The sequence below is a fragment of the Chitinivorax sp. PXF-14 genome (assembly GCF_040812015.1).
Classification (GTDB): domain Bacteria; phylum Pseudomonadota; class Gammaproteobacteria; order Burkholderiales; family SCOH01; genus JBFNXJ01.
Window position 1 is genome coordinate 54,157 of sequence record NZ_JBFNXJ010000010.1, and the last position, 21,609, is coordinate 75,765.

Sequence of the window (21,609 nt, forward strand, 5' to 3'; positions counted from 1 at the left end):
AATCTGGCGGGGCGAAAAAAAACGGGATACCATCGTGCTTCAAATAAATAAAACAATCGCTTGCTCAACATCAGGCAGGCGGCCCGTATTGGTGCGGCCCGACCACAACGCCATACGCACCAGGTCAGAATTGGGGATGCAGAAGGAGGTGCTGTGAAGACAGCGCTGAGTCACGCTTTAGTTACGCTCGACGACTTGCCGGTATTGCTGCAGTGGTGGCAGGACGCCGCCGGCATGTCGCTGCTGTCGCCGTCGCTGCGCGAGCACCATGCCCGCGACCTTGCGCTGCAGTTGCAGGACCCATCGATTCACATCTACAAGTTCACCTGTGACGGTGCCGATGTAGGCATGGTGCGCGCCGAGCTGTCGGTGCGCGAATGGGAGCTGCAATGGTACATCGACCCGGCCAGACGTGGGCAGGGCTTGTCCGAAGCGATGGCATGGACGATCGTGGAGCGGCTCAAGGGCTGTTTTGCTGCCCGCATCAAACCCGACAACGCGCGCTCGCTCAAGGTGGCCCGCGCGCTCGGTTTCTTTCGTACCGGCTGTGACGGTGAATTCGAGGTGTGGCGTCTGTACCGCCATTTTGCCTACCACCAGGCGCCGCCGGGCCAGTTCCCGACGCTACGCTGGGGCCGGCTCAGCGCCCACTGGCATGGGCTGCCGGCAACAACAGTAGTCGCCTTGCCCGAGATGGCGGCAGCGGGGGCCTGGAGTGCCAAGGTGCTGCGCCCCCGCGCCAAGGCCATGGCGTGAAGCGGATCGGCTTGATGGGCGCCGCTTGCGTGGCCGGCACGCTGCATGCGGCGGATGACCCCTATCTGTGGCTCGAACAGGTAACGGCGGCACCGGCTCTCAAGTGGGTGGAGGCCAACAATGCCGCCACGCTCGGCGAGCTGACACAGCGGCCGGGCTACCAGCCGCTGTACGACAGGCTGCTGGCGATCTTCAACTCCAACGCACGCATTCCCTACGTGCAGAAGATCGGCGGGCATTTCTACAATCTGTGGCGCGACGCGGCCCATCCGCGCGGCATCTGGCGCCGAACCAGCCTGGACGAATACCGCAAGCCGGAGCCCGCATGGGAGACCATGCTCGATCTCGACGCGCTGGCCCATGCCGAGCAGGAAAACTGGGTGTGGCATGGCGTGAAATGCCTGCCGCCGGTGGGGGAGCGCTGCTTGATCGCGTTGTCGCGCGGCGGGGCCGATGCCCAGGTGACGCGCGAATTCGACACGGTTGCCAAGGCGTTTGTCGAGGGCGGCTTCTACCTGCCCGAGGCCAAGGGCGAGGCGAGCTGGATCGACCGCGACCACGTCTTCGTGGCGACCGACTTCGGCCCCGGCAGCCTGACCCGCAGCGGCTATCCGCGCAGCGTGCGGCTATGGCCGCGGAGCACCACGCTGGACGAGGCCAAGACGGTATACGACGGCCAGCCGGAAGACATGGCCGTGCAGGCGGCCAAGGATTTCACGCCGGGCTTCGAGCGTGAATTCGTCATCCGCGCGATGAGCTTCTACAGCGACGAGAGCTATCTGCGCGATGGCCAGGGCCGGCTGCACAAGATAGACAAACCCGACGATGCCAAGGTCTACGCTGTGCGTGACCAGATCCTGCTCGAGCTGCGCTCGGACTGGCAGGCCGGTGGCAAGGCCTACCCGCAGGGTGCGCTGATCGCCATGGATTTCGCGCGCTACCTGCAAGGTGAGCGCGATTTCGAGCTGCTGTACACGCCGGGGCCGCGCAAGTCGCTCGATGGTTTTGCCGTCACCCGTTCCCACGTGCTGATCAACGAGCTCGACAATGTGCGCAACCGCGTCTACGAGCTGACGCGCCAGGACGGACGATGGCAGCGCCGGGCGGTCGACCTGCCGGCATTCGGCACCATCGGCATCAGTGCGGTCGACCCGGTCGAGTCCGACGACTATTTCGTCACGCTGACCGATTTCACCACGCCGACCTCGCTCTACCTGGGCCATGCCGGGCGCGACGAGCGCGAGCTGCTGAAGCAGCTGCCGCCCTTCTTCGATGCCTCGGCGATCCGCGTCGAGCAGCATGAGGCGACGTCGCGCGACGGCACGCGGGTGCCCTACTTCGTCGTGATGCACAAGGATACCCGGCTCGATGGCCGCAACCCGACGCTGCTCTACGGCTATGGTGGCTTCGAGATCTCGATGCAGCCGAGCTACAGCGGCGCAATCGGCAATGGCTGGCTGGCGCAGGGCGGCGTCTATGTGCTGGCGAATATCCGCGGTGGCGGCGAGTTTGGCCCCGCTTGGCATCAGGCGGCGCTGAAAGCGGCGCGCCAGCACGCGTTCGACGATTTTATCGCGGTCGGCGAGGACCTCATCGCGAGCAAGCTGACGAGCCCCGCCCACCTCGGCATCATGGGCGGCAGCAATGGCGGCCTGCTGGTCGGCGCCGTCATGGTGCAGCGGCCCGAGCTGTTCCGTGCGGTGGTGTGCCAGGTGCCGCTGCTCGACATGCAGCGCTATCACAAGCTGCTCGCCGGGGCCTCGTGGATGGGCGAATACGGCGACCCGGACAAGCCCGAGGAATGGGCTTTCCTGTCGGCCTACTCGCCATATCACAACGTCAAGCCTGGGGTGAAATACCCGCGCACGCTGTTCGTGACCTCGACGCGAGACGACCGCGTGCACCCGGCCCACGCGCGCAAGATGGTGGCGCGCATGCAGGCGCAGGGCCACGACGTGCTGTACTTCGAGAACACCGAAGGCGGGCATGCCGGCGCGGCCAACAACGAGCAGCAGGCAAAGATGTCCGCACTCACCTATACCTTCCTGCTCAACGAGCTGCGCTGAGCGCCGCAGGGGCCGTGGCTGCACAGTCTACGCTAGCTGTGAAGGAACGTAACTTATTCTTCTGTAAGAATATTCACGTATCAGAATAATATATTGAATGACGTAGTGCTGGAAGATGTGCTGTCTTTTGGGTGATCATGTGGCTGTCTTTTCGGAGCTCCATCGTGCAGCCCTCCTCTCCCCAGCAACGTATCGACTACCTTGACGGCTGGCGCGGGCTGGCCATCTGTACACTGCTGGTCGGCCATTTCCTGCCTGTGCCGGGCATCAACCTGGGCTCGGTCGGGGTCAACCTGTTCTTCGTGCTGTCCGGCCACCTGATGGCGCGCATCCTGTTCCTGCAGCAGATGCCGCTTGGCCTGTTCTACCGGCGGCGCATCGCGCGCATCTTCCCGGCCAGTTACCTGTTTCTCGCCATCGTGCTGGCGCTCTACCTGCCGCATGCCAACCCCGCCCATTATTGGGATATCGCGGCGGCCTTCGGCTTCGTCTACAACTACATGCCGGTGCATGGCTATGCCGACAGTGGCCTGCCGATCGGCCACCTGTGGTCGCTGTGTGTCGAGGAGCACAGCTACATCCTGCTGTCACTGGTGGCACTGGCGGTGCGGCCACGGCAGACGAACCCGGTTCGCTATCTGGCCGGGTTGCTGGTGCTCAATGTCGGCTTCATGGTGTGCTATGCCAAGGGCCTGGGCTGGCGTGACATCGAGGTGTACATCCGCTCGGAATGCGCGTCGTTCTCGATTCTCGTCTCGGCGCTGTTTACGCTGCTCGCGGCGCGTGGGCAGTTGCCGCGCCTGCCGGCACTGGCCGGGCCGCTGGCGATTGGTGCCGGCATTGTGCTGCACTGGTGGTCGGTACCGGCGCTGGCGAGCCATACCGTCGGCATCGGCCTGATCGCGCTCGGTTTCAACCTGCTGCCACAGGCTCCAGCCTGGGTTCGCACCGTGCTGAGGCTGCGCGGCCTGCGCTGGATGGGGCTGGTGTCGTTCTCGGTCTACCTGTGGCAGCAGCCGTTCTACCACAGCCACCTGCCGGCCTGGCTCGGCCTGCCGCTCGCGGTGCTGGCCGGTGCGGCATCGTTCTACCTGTTCGAAAATCCGCTGCGCGAGTTGCTCAACCGGCGCTGGGGCAAGCCCGCCGCGCTGGTGCTGCTGGAGGGAGCCGCGCGCTGAGCGGCTGAGGTGGCGGCTCGGTGGGCGGCAGATTGGCCATGGCCGCGGCTTGGGCGCTTGTGGGGGCCAAGTCTGTGGCTTGCACCGGGTAAGCGCTCACTGGATTGGCCGGGGGCACGTCTCAGCTGTCCGCCTGTGCCAAACCTGCGGTTTGTCTCAGATAAGAACCAGCTGGGCTTGCCTGCGGCAAATCTCAGCCGTCCACCTGGGTCAAACCTGCGGCTTGCCCCAGATAAGAACTAGCTGGATTTGCCTGTGGCAAATCTCAGCTGTTCTAAACAAAAAGGCGGATGAGGAGTCCGCACCCTCATCCGCCGTGAAATACCCTATCGCCTGCTGACAGCCGCGTGTTGCCTGCTGTCTGTCGGGCAGTCCGGGTCAGGACTTCGCTCGCTGCTTGAAATAGTTGATCAACCTGTTGGTCGAACTATCGTGCTGTTGGGCAGGTAGCGGGGTCATAAGTTCCTTCTGGATCGTCTGCGCGAGCTGCTTGCCCAGCTCGACACCCCACTGGTCGAAGCTGTTGATGCCCCAGATCACGCCCTGGGTGAAGATCTTGTGCTCGTACAACGCGATCAGCGCACCCACCGTCTGCGGGTCGAGGTGATGCAGCAGCAGCGTGTTGGACGGGCGGTTGCCCTCGAAGATCTTGTGCGGCAGCAGTTTCTCGGCTTTGTCGCCCTCGATGCCCTGCGCCAGCAGCTCGGTGCGCACTTCGGCCTCGGTCTTGCCGCGCATGAAGGCCTCGGCCTGCGCGAAGAAGTTGGCGAGCAGGATCTGGTGGTGGTCGGGCAGCGTGCTCGGGTTCTCGATCGAGGCGATGAAGTCGATCGGCGTGATGCGCGTGCCCTGGTGCAGCATCTGGAAGTAGGCGTGCTGGCCATTGATGCCGGTTTCGCCCCAGATCACGCCGCTGGTCTGGTAATCGACGCGCGTGCCATCGAGCCGCACCGATTTGCCGTTCGACTCCATCTCCAGCTGCTGCATATAGGCCGGCAGCCGGTGCAGCGACTGGTTGTAGGGGGCGATCACCTGCGACGCGGCACCGTAGAAATTGGTGTACCAGATGCCGAGCAGCGCCAGGATGACGGGCATGTTCCGCTCCAGCGGCGCATTGCGGAAGTGCTGGTCCATCATGTGCGCGCCGCTCAGGAGGTGGCCGAAATGTTCCTTGCCGAGATAGAGCGCGATTGGCAGGCCGATGGCCGACCACAGCGAATAGCGGCCGCCCACCCAGTTCCAGAATTCGAACATATTGTTGATGTCGATGCCGAACTCGGCCACGGCCTTGGTATTGGTCGACACCGCCACGAAATGCTTGGGAATCGCCGATTCGTCGCGCGACGAGCGCAGGAACCAGTTGCGCGCGCTGTGCGCGTTGGTCAGCGTCTCGGAGGTGGTGAAGGTCTTCGACTCGATCACGAACAGCGTGGTCGCCGTGTGGCAGCGTCGCAGCACGTCGGCGATCTGCGCGCCGTCCACGTTCGACACGAAGTGCATGTTGAGGCGCGGGTGGCCGAAGGGCTTGAGTGCCTCGCACACCATCAGCGGGCCCAGGTCCGAGCCGCCGATGCCGATGTTGACGATGTCGGTGATCGGCTGGCCGGTGTAGCCTAGCCACTCGCCGGTGCGCACGCGGTCACAGAAATGGCCGATGCGCGCCAGCACGGCATTGACGCCCGGCATCACATCCTCGCCGTCGACATACACCGGCGTGTTGGCGCGGTTGCGCAGCGCGGTGTGCAGCACGGCACGGTTCTCGGTGGCGTTGATCTTCTCGCCCGAGAACATCGCGGCGATGCGCTGCGGCACGTTTTCCTGCTTGGCGAGGTTGATCAGCAGCTTGAGCGTTTGATCGGTGACGCGGTTTTTCGAGTAGTCGAGCAGGATGTCGCAGACTTCGATCGACATGCGCTCGGCGCGGCCGGGGTCGTGCTGGAACAGCTCGCGCAGGTGCAGCGCCCGGGTCTGCTCGAAATGGGCCTGCAGCGCTTGCCAGGCGGGGGATTGGGTCAGGCTTGACATGGTCACTTCCTAAATCGTTCACAAGGTCGAATCGCTCACGCCGGGCGCAATGCGGCCTCGGCCCGAGCGAGCGGCTTTCTGTCACCCATTCTTCTGTACCGCGCTTGGCCGGGCGCGCGAGTCTGTGCCGCGTCGCGCCGGTTGCAGGCCACATCGGGCGGAGCCGGCCCGGCGGCGGCTATTCGTAGCCGCGCACCCGTTTTTCCTTGAGGATGCGCTTCACCTGTTCGAGCTGGCGGATCAGCTCCGGGCCGCGCCGCAGCGACACCCCGACGGCCAGCGCATCGATGATGGTGAGATGCACGATACGCGCCACCATCGGCGTGTAGACGTCCGGGTCCTCCGGCGTATCGGCATACAGCGAGACATTGCAGTACTGCGCCAGCGGCGCGTTGGAACGCGTGATGCCGACCACCTTGGCGCCCACCTCGCGCGCGATCTGCACGCTGCGGATCAGGTCCGCCGTACGGCCGGTGTTGGAGATCGCCACCACCGCGTCGCCCGGCTGCAGCATCGTCGCTGCCATGCCGTGGATGTGCGGGTCGGAGTACGACACGGTCGGCACACCCAGGCGGAAGAACTTGTGCTGCGCGTCGGCCGCGATGATGCCGGAGTTGCCGAGGCCGTAGAACTCGATCTTGTTTGCGCTCGCGAGGATGCCGATCGCCTGCTGCAGCGAGTCGGGGTTCATCTCGTTGCGCGCGCGCAGCAGGCTCGATACGCTGTTGTCGAAAACCTTGGCGATCAGGTCGTGCGGGCTGTCGGCCGAGGTCACCGACTGGTGCACATAGGGCACGCCGGACACTAGGCTCTTGGTCAGCCGCAGCTTGAAATCCTGCAGGCCGTTGCAGTCCAGGCTGCGGCAAAAGCGGATCACGGTCGGCTGGCTGACGCCCGCCTGCTCGGCGATGGTGGCGATCGGCGCGCTCGCAACCATATTGGGTTGCGCGAGCACCAGATCAGCCACCTTCCGTTCTGACTTGGACAGGCTGTCCAGCACTTCCTGAATCTTGTTCAGCATCTAATCGCCTTTGTGGGTGAAAGCGGTTGCGGAGCTTAATCTTGTCTTGTGGACTCGGAAAGTCCTGGTTCCGGTTTACGTTGCGGTGATGCCTTGCGGCCGGGCGCCTGACCGGCACTCAGCCGAGTGCCGCCAGTGCCCGCCCGGCGCCGCTCAGCGCGGGGTAGCGGGCCTGGATGACATAGGTCGGAATGCCGCGCAGATAGGCCTCGAAGCGGCCCTTCTGTTCGAAACGGGTACGGAACGGTGAGCTCGTGAAGTAGTCGCCGAGCTTGGGCACGATGCCGCCGCCGATGTAGACGCCGCCGCGCGCGCCGAGTGTCAGCGCCAGGTCTGCCGCAACCGTGCCGAGCATCGCGCAGAAGGTGGCCAGCGTCTCGCCGGAGATGGCGCAGCTGCCGGCGATCGCCTTCTCGGTGATCTGCGCCGGTGTCAGCGCCTCCGCAACGACATCGTGCAGGGTCGCGATCGCTCGGTACAGCGTCGGCAGGCCGACGCCGGACAGCACGCGCTCGGCCGACACGTGCGGGAAATCGCGGCGGATGATGGACAGGATCGCCGCCTCGCGGTCGTTGAACGCCGCCATGGTGACATGGCCGCCCTCGCCTTCGAGCGGCGTGTAGCCGCCCGGATAGGGGATCATGCCCGACACGCCGAGGCCGGTGCCGGCGCCGAGCAGCGCCAGCGGTGCGCGCTCGACCGCGAGGCCGCCGCCGACCTGCACCAGGTCTTCCTTCGACAGCACCGGCAGCGACAGCGCCAGCGCGGTGAAATCATTGATGACCTGCAGTTTCTCCAGGCCCAGCCTGGTGCGCAGCGCCTCGATCGAGAATGACCAGTGATGGTTGGTCATCTTCACGAAGTCGCCGGTGATCGGGTTGGCGATGCCGAACGCCGCCCAGCGGGGGCGCGGCAGCTCGTTCTGCGCGAGATAGGCCTCGATCGCCTCGTAGGGCGACGGGTAATCGGCGCAGGGCAGCGTGCGCACGTGCTCGAACGTGTCGCCGGGCACGAGCTGCAGCGCGAAGCGGGCATTGGTGCCACCGATGTCGCCGAGCAGGCGCGGGTAGGTGGCGTCAGGCTGACCAGTAGACATTGAGCGGGACCTTGTCTTGTTGAATCGTGGCGCGGATCGGCATGGCCTCGACCGCGCCGCCGGTACGGGCTTCCGCCAGTACCTTGCGTTTGTTGTCGCCAGTGATATGCAGGAACAGATGGCGGGCGGCGAGTATCGTCGGGGCGGTCAGCGAGATGCGAGCGTGCGGCGCGTGCTTAGGGTTGACCGCGCAGACGAGCTCGGTCGAGCTCAGGCCATGGGCCAGCTCGTCGGCGCCGGGGAATAGCGAGGCCGTGTGGCCGTCGTCGCCCATGCCGAGCACGATGGCGTCGAACGGCTGCGGCAGTGCCGCCAGCGCGGCGCGGGCCTCGGCGAGGCCGGCCTCGGGCGTGGCCGCGGCGTTCACCATCGGGATGAAGTGCGCCGCCGCGACCGGGCCCTGCAACAGGCCGGCGCGCACCAGCCGCTCATTGCTGTCGGCATGGTCGTTGGGGACCCAGCGGTCGTCGACCAGCGTGATCCATACCGACTCCCACGGCAGCGGCAATGCCGCCAGCGCCTTGAAGAAGCCCTGTGGCGTGCGCCCGCCGGACAAGGCCAGGCTGGCCTGACCGCGTAGCGCGACGGCGTCGCGGATGAGGGTGGCGATGCGCGAGGCCAGCGCGGTGTCGAGTTCGGCCGGCTGGTCGAACAGGTGTTCGGTCAGCATGTTCATGCTTCCTCGTGCCAGGACAGGCCGTCACGCGACAGCAGCGCGCTCGATGCGGCCGGGCCCCAGGTGCCGGCGGTATAGGTCTTGGGCTTGTCGGTGCTTTGCTCCCAGGCCTCGATGATGGGCTCGACCCAGCGCCAGGCGGCCTCCTGCTCGTCGCGGCGGACGAACAGCGTGAGCCGGCCGCGCACGGCATCCATCAGCAGCCGCTCGTAGGCTTCGAGACGGCGTGTCTTGAAGCTCTCTTCGAAATCGAGGTTGAGATTGACCTGGCCCAGGTTCATCGCATCGCCCGGTTGCTTGGCCAGCAGGTAGAGCTTCATCGATTCTTCGGGCTGCATGCGGATCACCAGCCGGTTCAGACCCTGGCCTGCGGGCAGGCCGAAGATCGAGTGCGGCACGTCGCGGAAGTTGATGACGATTTCCGCCAGCTTCTCCTGCATGCGCTTGCCGGTGCGCAGGAAGAACGGTACGCCGGCCCAGCGCCAGGTATCGATCTCGGCCTTGATGGCGACGAAGGTTTCGGTGCCGCTGCTGGCCGGGATACCTTTCTCGTCGAGATAGCCCGGCACCGGCTGGCCACCCGAGGCGCCGGCGCGGTATTGGCCGCGCACGGTCTTGGTGGCGACGTCGTTGGGCGTGAACGGCTTGAGCGCGCGCAGCACCTTGAGCTTCTCGTCGCGCACCGCGTTGGAATCGATGCTCGACGGCGGCTCCATGGCCACGATGCAGAGCAGTTGCAGCAGGTGGTTCTGCACCATGTCGCGCAGCGCGCCGGTCTTGTCGTAGAACTCGCCGCGCGCCTCGACGCCGAGCTGCTCGGCCACGGTGATCTGCACGTCGCGCACCCATTCGCGGCGCCACAGCGGCTCGAACAGCGCATTGCCGAAGCGCAGCGCCAGCAGGTTCTGCACCGCTTCCTTGCCGAGATAATGATCGATACGGTAGATCTGCTGTTCGCCGAAATACTTGCCGACCGCGTCGTTGATCTGCTGCGACGATTCGAGGTCGTGGCCGAGCGGCTTTTCGAGCACCACGCGCGAATTCGGCGTGACCAGCCCGGCGTTGGACAGGTTCTCGCAGGTGATCGTGAACAGGCTGGGCGCGGTGGACAGGTAATAGACGCGCACGCGGCCGGCGTGCTCGTCTAGCAGGCGCGCCAGATCGGCGAAATGGGCCGCGTTTTGGGCATCCACGCGCTGGTAGGCCAGGCGCCGGGCGAAGCCGGCCCACACCTTCTGGTCGAAATCGGCGCCGAGATATTCGGCGCAGTGCTTCTCGGCCGTCGCCACATATTCCTCGCGCGTCACATCGGTGCGTGCCACGCCGACGATGCGGGCGTCGTCGGCCATCTGTCCGTCGCGATGCTGGTGATACAGCGCTGGCAGCAGCTTGCGCATGACCAGATCCCCGGTACCCCCGAATAAAACCATGTCGAAACTCAGTTGCGCTGTCACAGCCAATCCTTTCGATGTCAGCGGCGGGCGGCGGGGCATGTGGGGGCCCGTAATCCCGTAGTCATTGATGCTGTAATATTACTACCGAAAATACGCAAAAAGCAAAGGTAGTGCTCTAAATTTCGTAGTATTGATACATGCCGGCATGAAGTGCGAAAAATAAAATCAAGATAAATCAATATAGTACAAAATTGCTATCCGGAAGAAGGCGTGGATTTGTAACAAAAGTAAAAATAGAGCTTGCATTTAGTTTGTAGCAAAACTACTATGTGTTGGAGCGGGCTGTAAGCCTGGTGAAATAAACGAATAGCAGGACAATCGCGCATGTTGAACCCGAGAGTTGCCGAAATCACCGCACGCATCCAGGCCCGCAGCGCCAGTCTGCGCGCGGACTATCTGCGGCGTGTCGAGGCCGCTGGCCGTGCCGGGCCACTGCGCGGCCATCTGTCGTGCACCAACCTGGCGCACGGCTTTGCTGCCGCCCCGTCGGGCGACAAGATCATGTTGCGCGAAGTACGCCGCGCCAACCTGGGCATCGTCTCCGCCTACAACGACATGCTGTCCGCGCATCAGCCGCTGGAAGCGTTCCCCGCCTGGATCAAGGAAGCCGCGCGCGAAGCCGGCGTCACCGCCCAGTTCGCCGGCGGCGTGCCGGCGATGTGCGACGGCGTCACCCAGGGGCAGCCGGGCATGGAGCTGTCGCTGTTCTCGCGCGACGTGATTGCGATGGCGACGGCCGTGGCGCTGTCTCACAATATGTTCGATGCCGCGCTCTACCTCGGCGTGTGCGACAAGATCGTGCCGGGCCTGCTGATCGGCGCGCTGGCCTTCGGCCACCTGCCTGCCGTGTTCGTGCCGGCCGGGCCGATGACCTCGGGCCTGTCGAACGACGAGAAGGCGCGCATCCGCCAGCTGCACGCGGCCGGCCAGCTGTCGCGCGAAGACCTGCTCGAGGCCGAATCCAAGGCCTACCACGGCCCCGGCACCTGTACCTTCTACGGCACCGCCAACTCGAACCAGATGATGATGGAGGTGATGGGCCTGCACCTGCCCGGCGCCGCCTTTGTCACCCCGAATACCCCGCTGCGCGAAGCGCTGACCCGTGAAGCCGCGCATCGCGGCGCCAAGCTGACCGCGCTCGGCGACAGCTATGTGCCGGTGGCCGCCATCGTCAACGAAAAGGCCATCGTCAACGCCATCGTCGGCCTGCTGGCGACCGGCGGATCGACCAACCACACCATTCACCTGATCGCGATCGCCCGGACAGCCGGCATCGTCATCGACTGGACCGATTTCGACGAGCTCTCGGCCGTGGTGCCGCTGCTGGCGCGCATCTATCCGAACGGCAAGGCCGACGTGAACCATTTCCACGCCGCCGGCGGCATGGGTTTCCTGGTCCGCGAGTTGCTCGATGCCGGCTTGCTCCATGAAGACGTCGAGACCGTGATGGGGCATGGGCTGCGCCGCTACACGCAGGAGCCCCGCCTGATCGAGGGCGAGCTTGCCTGGCTCGATGCGCCGGCCGCGAGCCTCGACCGCGACGTGCTGCGTCCGGCCAGCGATGCATTCTCGCCCGATGGCGGCCTGCGCCTGTTGTCCGGCAACCTGGGGCGCTCGGTGATCAAGGTTTCCGCCGTCAAGCCCGAGAACCGTGTGGTACGCGCGCCGGCCGTAGTGTTCGACGGCCAGGACGAGCTGATCGCCGCCTACAAGCGTGGCGAGCTCGAAAAGGACTTCGTCGCCGTGATCCGCTTCCAGGGCCCGCGCGCCAACGGCATGCCGGAACTGCACAAGCTCACGCCGACGCTCGCCAACCTGCAAGACAAGGGCTTCAAGGTCGCGCTGGTGACCGATGGCCGCATGTCCGGCGCCTCGGGCAAGGTGCCCGCGGCCATCCACATCACCCCGGAAGTGCTGGTGGGCGGCCCGCTCGGCCGCGTGCAGAGCGGCGACATGATCCTGCTCGATGCCGAAACCGGCGTGCTGCGCGTCGAAGTCGACGAGGCGGAATGGCAGGCCCGCGAAGGCGTCACGGCCGACCTGGGCGGCAACGAATTCGGCATGGGGCGCGAACTGTTCGGTGCCTTCCGCCATCTTGCCACCGGCGCCGAGCACGGCGCCATGAGCTTCGGCATGGACCGCTAACGCGCGGCTGCGCACGAATTATCAAGTGATGATCTGCTCGATCACGTATTTATTGGGATTGCTGTGAACATGGATATTCTGGACATCATGCGCGCCTCGCCGGTCATGCCGGTGATCGTCGTCGACAAGGTTGAACAAGCGGTACCGCTTGCCCAGGCGCTGGTCGCCGGCGGCATCCGGGTGCTGGAAGTCACCTTGCGCACCCCGGCTGCGCTGGACGCGATCCGCGCCATGGTCGAGGCGGTGCCCGATGCGATCGTCGGCGCCGGCACGGTTACCCATCCTGCCGAGCTCGAGGCTGCCGTGAACGCCGGCGTGCGCTTCGTGGTGAGCCCAGGACTGACCGACAGCCTGGTGGCGGCCGGCAAGGCATCGCCGGTGCCGCTGCTGCCGGGCGTGATGACACCATCGGACGTGATGCGTGCACGCGACGCGGGTTTCCGTCGGCTCAAGCTGTTTCCCGCACAACAGGCTGGCGGCATCGGCATGTTGAAGGCACTCGGCGGTCCGTTCGCTGATGTGATGTTCTGCCCGACCGGCGGCATTTCGCTGGAAACGGCGCCCGATTTTCTGGCCCTGCCCAATGTGGCGTGCGTAGGCGGTTCATGGCTGACGCCGAAAGCGCTGCTCGACAAGCAAGACTGGGCGGCCATCACCGGCCTCGCGCGGCAGGCTGCCGCGCTGGGCCAGCCACAATAAGAAGAACGATAACCGCGATCCGCGAGAAAGGAGACGCTCCCACCGGGAAGGAGAGGACGCAAAAAAGTGAAGGAAAACGGCAGGGGCGCTAATAAAAAAATCAATGTTCCGTTTTTCTGGATGGCCGACACCACAAACAACGGCCGTCTATTTATCACTTCGGAGGGTGACATGATTCAACGATTCAAACTCGCTACAACGGTTGCTGCTGTGGCAGCTGCGCTGGTAGCTCAGGCTGCTTCGGCGGCACCTGTGGATTTCCATGGCTACATGCGCTCGGGTGTCGGTTCGTCCAACAAGGATGGCAAGCAGACCTGCTTCCAGCTGCCTGGCGCGTATGCCAAATACCGCCTGGGCAACGAATGCGAAACCTACGGTGAACTCGGCTTCGACGTGGATGCCTGGAAGGCGGCATCCGGCGATGGCTACATGAAGCTGCACGTCATGGAAGCCTATGTTGCCAACCAGAATCGTGACTGGGAAGGCACCAAGGACAACACCGCCGATTTCGCGCTGCGCCAGGCCTGGGCAGAAGCGGGCGGCTGGGGCCAGGGCATGCTGGCGACGGCCAAGCTGTGGGCCGGCAAGCGCTTTTATCAACGCCACGACGTCCATATCAATGACTTCTACTACTGGGACAACAGCGGCCCCGGTGCAGGTATCGAAGACATCGACCTTGGCTTCGGCAAGCTCAGCTATGCCTACCGCCGCAATGCCGCACAGAGCGGTGCCGCCGTACCAAGCGCGCCCGCCCAATGGCAGGTGCCGGATGATGGCAAGACCATCACCAGCAACGATATCCGCCTGAGCGGCGTCGGCGTGAACCCTGGCGGCAGCCTCGAATTCGGCGTGGACATCAAGTCGCAGAATAACCGCGACGGCGTGGCACACGGCGACAACGGCTTCATTGCTACGGTAGAACACACCCAGAACGGTTTCCTGGGCGGCTTCAACAAGCTCGCACTGCAATACGGCAAGGGCCCGGGCAGCAACCTGGTCGCGGCCTACCCTGACTTCGACGCCAAGAGCGACAAGAAGTCGTGGCGCGCCGTCGAGCAGTTCGTGTTCGAGTCCGGCAACTGGAACGGCATGGGCACCATGGTCTATCAAGACCAGAAAGACAACTACACTTGGTTCTCCGCCGGTGTACGCCCTGTCTACCACTTTAACGACATGTTCAGCCTGGCGACTGAAGTCGGCTACGACCAAGTGAAGCCTGACGGCGGCAGCAAGCGCAATCTGTGGAAGATGACGATTGCGCCGCAAATTTCGGCTGGCAAGAGCTTCTGGGCTCGCCCGACCCTGCGCATGTTCTACACCTACGCCAAGTGGAACGACGAAGCGCGTGACCAGTGGGGCGGTGTAGCCGGCGGTACCGGCGGTGTCTTCGGCAACGCCACCAGCGGCAGCACCTACGGTGCACAAGTCGAAGCCTGGTGGTAAGCCAGACTTAGCCGTCAAGCAGTTTCCTTCTTAAGCTCCTCCCAGAGGGTTGGCGGGGGCGGGTAACGATCTCCGCCCGCTCCCCGCTTTTTTTCCCCAGCGTGCAATGCACTGGGCCCGACTCTGGCATACCGGTCCCAATGGATTGCATGAAGGTTTTTCGATGAACGTTACATCCCAAAATTGGTGGCGCGGCGGCGTGATCTACCAGATCTACCCGCGCAGTTTTGCCGACAGCAACAACGACGGCATCGGCGATTTGCCCGGCATCATCGGCAAGCTGCCCTACATTGCCTCGCTCGGCGTCGATGCCATCTGGATCTCGCCATTCTTCAAGTCGCCGATGAAGGATTTCGGCTACGACGTATCCGACTATTGCGATGTCGACCCGATGTTCGGTTCGCTCGCCGATTTCGATCGCCTGGTCGCCCGCGCCCACGAGCTCGGCCTCAAGGTGGTGATCGACCAGGTGCTGTCGCATTGCGCTGACCAGCACCCGTGGTTCAAGGAAAGCCGCGCCAGCCGCGACAATCCGAAGGCCGACTGGTATGTGTGGGTGGACGCGAAAGCCGATGGCACGCCGCCCACCAACTGGCTCAGCGTGTTCGGCGGCTCGTCCTGGCAGTGGGATTCACGGCGCAAGCAGTATTACCTGCACAACTTTCTCGTCAGCCAGCCGGACCTGAACTTCCACAATCCGGCAGTGCAGGACGCGATGCTCGACAGCATCCGCTTCTGGCTCGAGCGCGGCGTCGACGGCTTCCGCTTCGACGCGTGCAACTTCCATTTCCACGACAAGCAGCTGCGCGACAACCCGCCGGCCGCCAGCCGTGACACGACGACGGTGTCGGCCGACAACCCCTACGGCTACCAGCGCCATCTGTACGACAAGACCCAGCCCGAAAACCTGGCCTTCCTCAAGCGCGTGCGCGCACTGCTCGACCAGTATGGCGCGGCCAGCGTGGGCGAGGTCGGCGACGACGATTCGCTGTCCGTCATGGCCGCCTATACGGCCGGTGGCGACAAGCTGCACATGGCTTACAGCTTCAATCTGCTGACGCCCGAGTTTTCCGCGGCCCATATCCGCGACCAGGTCGAACAGCTCGAAGCCAAGATCGGCGATGGCTGGGGCTGCTGGTCGATCGGCAATCATGACGTGGCGCGCGTGATGACGCGCTGGGGCAAGGGCGAGACTTCGCCCGAGCTGGCCAAGGTGCTGCTGGCGGTGGAGTGCAGCCTGCGCGGCAGCGTGTGCCTGTACCAGGGCGAAGAGCTGGCGCTGACTGAGGCTGACATCCCGTTCGAGCTGCTGCAGGACCCCTACGGCATTACTTTCTGGCCCGAATTCAAGGGGCGCGATGGTTGCCGCACGCCGATGCCGTGGCAGCACGCTGCCGCGCATGGCGGCTTCAGCACCGTCCAGCCCTGGCTGCCGGTGCCGGCCGAGCATCTGGCGCGTGCCGCCGACGTGCAGGAGTTCGACATGAAGTCCGTGCTCAATTTCTTCCGTGCCTTCCTGCGCTGGCGCAAGACCCAGCCGGCGTTGATCGAGGGCGACATCCGTTTCGTCGATGCCCAGCCCGAGGTGCTCGCGTTCGAGCGCGAGCTCGGTGGGCATACCGTGTTCGCCTGCTTCAACCTGTCGGCGGCGCCGCAGCGCCTGCGCGTGCCGGCGGGTTGCGAAGCCGCACCGATAGCGGGCCATGGCTTCGCCAGCCAGATCGAAAACGGGGAAATCGCATTGCCGGCCCACTCGGCGTTTTACGCAACACTCAAGCGCGCGTGAGCCGCGCCACAAGGTAGACAAACATGGCTGAAGTCATACTAAAAGGTATCCGCAAATCCTACGGCGACATCGAGACGCTGCACGGCATCGATCTCGACATCAAGGACGGTGAATTCGTCGTCTTCGTCGGCCCCTCGGGCTGTGGCAAGTCCACGCTGCTGCGCACCATCGCCGGCCTGGAGGACATCACCGCGGGCGAGCTGTTCATCGACGGCACCGTGTGCAACGATATCCCGCCGGCCAAGCGCGGTATTGCCATGGTGTTCCAGAGCTATGCGCTGTACCCGCACATGAGCGTGGCCGAGAACATGGCGTTCGGCCTCAAGCTGGCCGGCGTCAGCAAGAGCGAGATGCAGGAGGCGGTGCAGCGTGCCGCCAGGATCCTGCAGATCGAGCATCTGCTCGAACGCAAGCCCAAGGCGCTGTCCGGCGGCCAGCGTCAGCGCGTGGCGATCGGCCGCGCCATCGTGCGCAAGCCCAATGTATTCCTGTTCGACGAGCCCCTGTCCAACCTCGACGCGGCGCTGCGCGTGCAGATGCGCATCGAGATCGCCAAGTTGCACCGCGAGCTGGCGACCACCATGATCTACGTGACGCATGACCAGGTCGAGGCGATGACGCTGGCCGACCGCATCGTGGTGCTGAGCGCCGGCAAGGTGGAACAGGTCGGCCACCCGATCGAGCTCTACAACCACCCGGTCAACCTGTTCGTGGCCGGCTTCATCGGCTCGCCCAAGATGAACTTCCTGCCCGGCGAGCTGATCAGCGCGACGCCCGGCACGGCCCGCGTCAAGCTCGAAAACGGCGACGTGGTGCAGGCCGAGGTCGATGCCTCGCACCTGGCGATCGGCAGCCGCGTGACCTTCGGCGTGCGCCCGGAGCACGTGCTGGCGGACGGCCCGCTCGGCGACAACGTGCTGCACGGTACGCTGCAGGTGGCCGAGCACCTGGGCGACGTGACCTATCTGTACATCGATGTCGAGGGCGGGGCCGAGCACATGATCGTGCGCGCCGGCGCCGACAACAAGGCGCGGCGCGGCGAAGCCATCATCGTCGGCCTGCCGGCGCAGCACTGCTACCTGTTCGATGAGCAGGGCGTGGCGTGCAAGCGCGTCGGCGCGGTCGTCTCGCCGCAACTGGCTTGAAGTAATCCCGGCCCGGCAAGTCACCTGGGCCTGTGCATGGCTGAAATTGGCAGTACCCGTGACAACACCAACCCCGTCAGGGGAATAACACGATAGAAGGAGATGTAAATGTCCTCAGCAGGTGACAAGATGAAGTTCGTGGCGGCCGCCGCCGCCGTAGCCGTGGCGGGCGCCTTCGCGCTGCCCGCGCAGGCTGCCGATGCCGGCAAGCTGTTGGTCTGGATCAACGGCGACAAGTGCTATAACGGCCTGTCCAAGGTCGGCGAGGAATTCACCAAGAAGACCGGCATTCCGGTCACCGTGGAGCACCCGGAAGACGCGCCGGGCAAGTTCCAGCAGGCTGCCGCGGCCGGCAAGGGCCCGGACATCTGGATCTGGCCGCACGATCGCATCGGCGAGTGGATCCAGTCCGGCCTGCTGGTGCCGTTGACCCCGTCGAAGAAGGTGCAGAGCGAGATCGACCCGCTGGCCTGGAAGGCCTTCACGGTTGCCGGCAAGGTCTATGGCTACCCGATGTCGCTCGAAGCGGTGTCGCTGGTCTACAACAAGGACCTGGTCAAGACCCCGCCCAAGAGCTTCGACGACGTGCTCAAGCTCGACAAGGAACTGCAGAAGCAGGGCAAGCACGCCATGCTGTGGGACTACACCAACACCTATTTCACCTGGCCGCTGCTGGCTGCGGGTGGCGGCTACGCCTTCAAGCAGAACGCGGATGGCACCTACGATGCCAACGATAGCGGCGTGAACAACGCGGGCTCGGTCAAGGGCGTCGAAGCCATCATGAAGCTGATCAGCAGTGGCGCAATGCCCAAGGGCGCAGCCTATGCTGATATGGAAGCCGGCATGAACCAGGGCAAGGTCGCGATGATGATCAACGGCCCGTGGTCGTGGGACAACCTGAAGAAGTCGAAGATCAACTTCGGCGTGGCTCCGATCCCGACCGTCAACGGCAAGAAGGCCGCGCCGTTCGTGGGCGTGCTGGGCGCCATGATCAACCGCGCCTCGCCGAACAAGGATCTGGCAGTCGAGTTCCTCGAGAACAACATGCTGACCGTGAATGGCCTCAAGACGTGTAACGCCGATGTGCCGCTGGGCACCCCGGCCAACAAGGCGCTGTTCAACGAGCTGAAGACCGACCCGAACATCCAGGCAACCATGGCATCGGCCCAGGCTGGCGCTCCGATGCCGAACAACCCGGAAATGGGCCGCTTCTGGTCGTCGATGGCCTCCGCGCTGCAGAACATCACCCAGGGCCGCGAAGGCGCGAAGGATGGTCTGGACAAGGCGGCCAAGCGCATCCTGAACAAGTAAGCGTCGTACCTGAGCAGCCAGGCCCACGGGCCGCGCCGCTCAGCGGGCACCCTCCGGTGCCCTATCTCCTGGTTGAGTTTCCGCCCGGGTTCCTCCGGCCCGGGCGGCTTTTGGAGTCGGTATGCGCTTGCAGGATATTCCCCCCGGCCAGCAGGGTGAGCTGGAGAGGCCGCAAGGCCCTAGTTTTGGTGGTGTGACAGGCATGAAAGTCAGGTCTTACAGTAAATGGCTGGTACGCGGCGGCTTGCTTGCGCTGCTGTTGGCATCGCTCTACGCCGTGGTGATGGTCTACAGTGCGGGCCAGCCGATGCTGGCGCTGAGCGTGCTGGCGGCGATCGGCGCGGCCGTGTTCGTCTATTCCTCGCCCAGGATGTATGCCTACCGCTACCTGTTCCCGGGTATCGCGGCGGCCATCGTGTTCGTGCTGCTGCCGCTGGTGTATACCGTGGCCATCGGCTTTACCAATTACAGCTCGAAGAACCTGCTGTCCTTCGAGCGTGCAACGCAATACCTGCTCGACGAGACCTACAAGGCCGAGGGCGAGAGCTATGCCTTCTCCCTGCATGCCGACGGCAATGCCTACCGCATCCGTCTCGAAGACAGCCAGAAGGGCAACGTCTTCGTGACCGAAGCGCTGGCGCTGAAGAAGGCCGAGCCGCTGACGATCCCCGCGATTCCGTTCGATACCGCCAGGGTGGTGCTCGGCGAGCCCGTCCAGCTGCGCGAGCTGATCAAGCTGCAGGGCGCGCTCAAGGCGGTCTCGGTGACCTTCCCCGATGGCCGTGGCGCGTCGATGTCCGGCCTGCGCGAGTTCTCGCCTGTGCACAAGCTGTATGAAAAACAGGCCGACGGCTCGCTCAGGAACCAGGAAAGCGGCACCGTGCTCAAGCCCAATTTCAAGACCGGCTTCTACGAAGCGGCCGACGGCACGCAGCAACAGCCCGGCTTCAAGGTCGGCATCGGCGGCGCCAACTTCGTCCACATCTTCACCGACCCGGCCTTCCAGGAGCCGTTCATCCGCATCTTCCTGTGGACGGTGGCGTTCTCCGCGCTGACGGTGCTGTTCGCGCTGACGGTCGGCATCGTGCTGGCCGTGGTGCTGAACTGGGAGGCGTTGCGCTTCCGCATGGTTTACCGCACGCTGCTGTTCCTGCCCTACGCGGTGCCGGGCTTCATCTCGATCCTGGTGTTCAAGGGCCTGTTCAACCAGAGCTTCGGCGAGATCAACCTGATTCTCGACGCGCTGTTCGGCGTCAAGCCGGCGTGGTTCTCCGACCCGTTCCTGGCCAAGGTGATGATCCTGATCGTCAATACCTGGCTCGGCTACCCGTACATGATGGTGCTGTGCATGGGCCTGATCAAGGCGATCCCGGCCGATCTGTACGAAGCCTCGGCGATTGCCGGCGCCGGGCCGCTGACCAACTTCTTCAAGATCACGCTGCCGCTGATCATCAAGCCGCTGACGCCGCTGCTGATCTCGAGCTTCGCCTTCAACTTCAACAACTTCGTGCTGATCAGCCTGTTGACGGCCGGCCGGCCGGACTTTCTCGATACCAAGGTGCCGGCAGGCACCACCGATCTGCTGGTGTCCTACACCTACCGCATCGCGTTCGAGGATTCGGGCCAGAACTTCGGCCTGGCGGCGGCGATCTCGACCGTGATCTTCGTGATCGTGGCGATCCTGTCGCTGGTCAACCTGCGGCTGACCAAGGTAAATCAGGCCGAGCCGCGATAGGCCAATCCAGGCCGGGCCGTGCCCGGCAGAGAGCAACAGACTTCGATTGCGGCGGTGTCATGCCGGCGTGCGAGTCGCCGGCTGTGGGGTGATGCCGTCGCGATCGAAGACCCGGGCCGCGAGCCCAACCGATTGTCACCGCTCGATAGACCGGGCGGTTCTTGTGAGGAGCCATCATGGCCGTAGTTCTCGATAAATCGCATCGCTGGCGCGTGCTGGCTGCCCATGTGGGGGTGATCGCCTTCATCGCGCTGATCATGTTCCCGTTCCTGATGATCCTGTCGATCAGCCTGCGTCCGGGCAACTTTGCCACCGGCAGCATTATCCCCGAGACCATCAGCTTCGAGCACTGGAAGCTGGCACTCGGCATGTCCTACCAGAACGCTGACGGCCTGCTGATCGAGCCGCCCTTCCCGGTGCTGCGCTGGCTGTGGAACTCGATCAAGGTCGCCACCATCTCGGCGTCGGTGATCCTGCTGCTGTCGACCACCAGCGCCTACGCCTTCGCGCGCATGAAGTTCCGCTTCAAGCAGCAGACGATGACCGCGCTGATGCTGATGCAGATGTTCCCGGCGGTGCTGGCGCTGGTGGCGATCTACGCCATCTTCGACCAGATCGGCACCTATGTGCCCTGGCTCGGTATCGACAGCCACGGCTCGCTGGTGCTCGCCTACGCTGGCGGCATCGCCATGCATATCTGGACCATCAAGGGTTACTACGACACGATCCCGGTCGAGATCGAGGAGGCGGCCAAGGTGGACGGCGCCACGCCGTGGCAGGCCTTCCGCTACGTGCTGCTGCCGATGGCGCTGCCCATCCTGATGGTGGTGTTCCTGCTCGCCTTCATCGGCTCGATCATCGAATACCCGGTCGCCTCGGTGCTCCTGCACGAGGAAAAGAATCTCACGCTGGCCGTCGGCTCCAAGCTTTTCCTCTACCCACAGAAGTATATGTGGGGCGATTTCGCCGCCGCCGCCATCCTGTCTGGCCTGCCGATCACCGTGGTGTTCCTGATCGCGCAGAAATGGATGATCGCCGGGCTCACCTCGGGCGGCGTGAAGGGCTGATCGCTA

General features: G+C 64.4%; 16 protein-coding genes. 11 read left to right on the forward strand and 5 right to left on the reverse strand.

Annotation, left to right across the window (positions count from 1 at the left end; translation table 11 throughout):
- Positions 1-153: 153 nt before the first annotated feature.
- From ABWL39_RS13050 to ABWL39_RS13060, 3 genes are all read left to right on the forward strand, one after another.
- Positions 154-756 (forward strand): GNAT family N-acetyltransferase, encoded by a 603-nt coding sequence (locus tag ABWL39_RS13050; protein WP_367791722.1) that lies wholly within the window; start codon positions 154-156, stop codon positions 754-756.
- The gene (locus ABWL39_RS13055; RefSeq protein WP_367791725.1) at positions 753-2,822 is read left to right on the forward strand and encodes a prolyl oligopeptidase family protein; all 2,070 of its coding nucleotides are present in this window, start codon (positions 753-755) and stop codon (positions 2,820-2,822) included. The genes ABWL39_RS13050 and ABWL39_RS13055 overlap by 4 nt, the downstream gene beginning before the upstream one ends.
- A gap of 164 nt (positions 2,823-2,986) precedes the next feature.
- Positions 2,987-4,000 (forward strand): acyltransferase family protein, encoded by a 1,014-nt coding sequence (locus ABWL39_RS13060; protein WP_367791728.1) that lies wholly within the window; start codon positions 2,987-2,989, stop codon positions 3,998-4,000.
- Between the two features lie 378 nt (positions 4,001-4,378).
- On the opposite strand, the gene pgi is transcribed toward ABWL39_RS13060, so the two are convergent.
- The 5 genes from pgi to zwf all read right to left on the reverse strand — a co-directional run bounded on the left by pgi (position 4,379) and on the right by zwf (position 10,248).
- The gene (gene pgi, locus ABWL39_RS13065) at positions 4,379-6,025 is read right to left on the reverse strand and encodes a glucose-6-phosphate isomerase (RefSeq protein WP_367791730.1); all 1,647 of its coding nucleotides are present in this window, start codon (positions 6,023-6,025) and stop codon (positions 4,379-4,381) included.
- A 178-nt stretch (positions 6,026-6,203) separates the two neighbouring features.
- A complete protein-coding gene (gene hexR, locus ABWL39_RS13070; RefSeq protein WP_367791733.1) occupies positions 6,204-7,046 on the reverse strand; it encodes a transcriptional regulator HexR in 843 nt (280 codons plus the stop codon).
- 118 nt (positions 7,047-7,164) lie between these two features.
- A complete protein-coding gene (locus ABWL39_RS13075; RefSeq protein ID WP_367791736.1) occupies positions 7,165-8,142 on the reverse strand; it encodes a glucokinase in 978 nt (325 codons plus the stop codon).
- Entirely contained in the window at positions 8,123-8,812 is a 690-nt protein-coding gene (gene pgl / locus ABWL39_RS13080; RefSeq protein WP_367792064.1) for a 6-phosphogluconolactonase, read from the reverse strand. The genes ABWL39_RS13075 and pgl overlap by 20 nt, the downstream gene beginning before the upstream one ends.
- A gap of 2 nt (positions 8,813-8,814) precedes the next feature.
- Positions 8,815-10,248, reverse strand: a complete 1,434-nt coding sequence (gene zwf, locus ABWL39_RS13085) for a glucose-6-phosphate dehydrogenase (RefSeq protein WP_367791739.1) — start codon at positions 10,246-10,248, stop codon at positions 8,815-8,817.
- A 348-nt stretch (positions 10,249-10,596) separates the two neighbouring features.
- Between zwf and edd the strand changes: the two genes are divergently transcribed.
- The 8 genes from edd to malG all read left to right on the forward strand — a co-directional run bounded on the left by edd (position 10,597) and on the right by malG (position 21,603).
- Positions 10,597-12,417, forward strand: coding sequence for a phosphogluconate dehydratase (gene edd, locus ABWL39_RS13090; RefSeq protein WP_367791742.1), 1,821 nt, complete (start codon positions 10,597-10,599; stop codon positions 12,415-12,417).
- 69 nt (positions 12,418-12,486) lie between these two features.
- Complete coding sequence (locus ABWL39_RS13095) at positions 12,487-13,116, forward strand: bifunctional 4-hydroxy-2-oxoglutarate aldolase/2-dehydro-3-deoxy-phosphogluconate aldolase (RefSeq protein ID WP_367791745.1); 630 nt, start codon at positions 12,487-12,489, stop codon at positions 13,114-13,116.
- 171 nt (positions 13,117-13,287) lie between these two features.
- Positions 13,288-14,559, forward strand: a complete 1,272-nt coding sequence (locus ABWL39_RS13100) for a maltoporin (RefSeq protein WP_367791748.1) — start codon at positions 13,288-13,290, stop codon at positions 14,557-14,559.
- Between the two features lie 163 nt (positions 14,560-14,722).
- The gene (locus tag ABWL39_RS13105) at positions 14,723-16,345 is read left to right on the forward strand and encodes an alpha-glucosidase family protein (protein ID WP_367791751.1); all 1,623 of its coding nucleotides are present in this window, start codon (positions 14,723-14,725) and stop codon (positions 16,343-16,345) included.
- 23 nt (positions 16,346-16,368) lie between these two features.
- Positions 16,369-17,490, forward strand: a complete 1,122-nt coding sequence (locus tag ABWL39_RS13110; protein ID WP_367791754.1) for an ABC transporter ATP-binding protein — start codon at positions 16,369-16,371, stop codon at positions 17,488-17,490.
- A gap of 108 nt (positions 17,491-17,598) precedes the next feature.
- Positions 17,599-18,801, forward strand: coding sequence for a maltose/maltodextrin ABC transporter substrate-binding protein MalE (malE, locus tag ABWL39_RS13115; RefSeq protein ID WP_367791757.1), 1,203 nt, complete (start codon positions 17,599-17,601; stop codon positions 18,799-18,801).
- Positions 18,802-19,003: 202 nt separating this feature from the next.
- Positions 19,004-20,536: a maltose ABC transporter permease MalF gene (gene malF, locus ABWL39_RS13120; RefSeq protein WP_367791760.1), complete on the forward strand. Its 1,533-nt coding sequence runs from the start codon at positions 19,004-19,006 to the stop codon at positions 20,534-20,536.
- Positions 20,537-20,712: 176 nt separating this feature from the next.
- Positions 20,713-21,603: a maltose ABC transporter permease MalG gene (gene malG / locus ABWL39_RS13125; protein ID WP_367791763.1), complete on the forward strand. Its 891-nt coding sequence runs from the start codon at positions 20,713-20,715 to the stop codon at positions 21,601-21,603.
- The last annotated feature ends 6 nt before the right edge of the window (positions 21,604-21,609 follow it).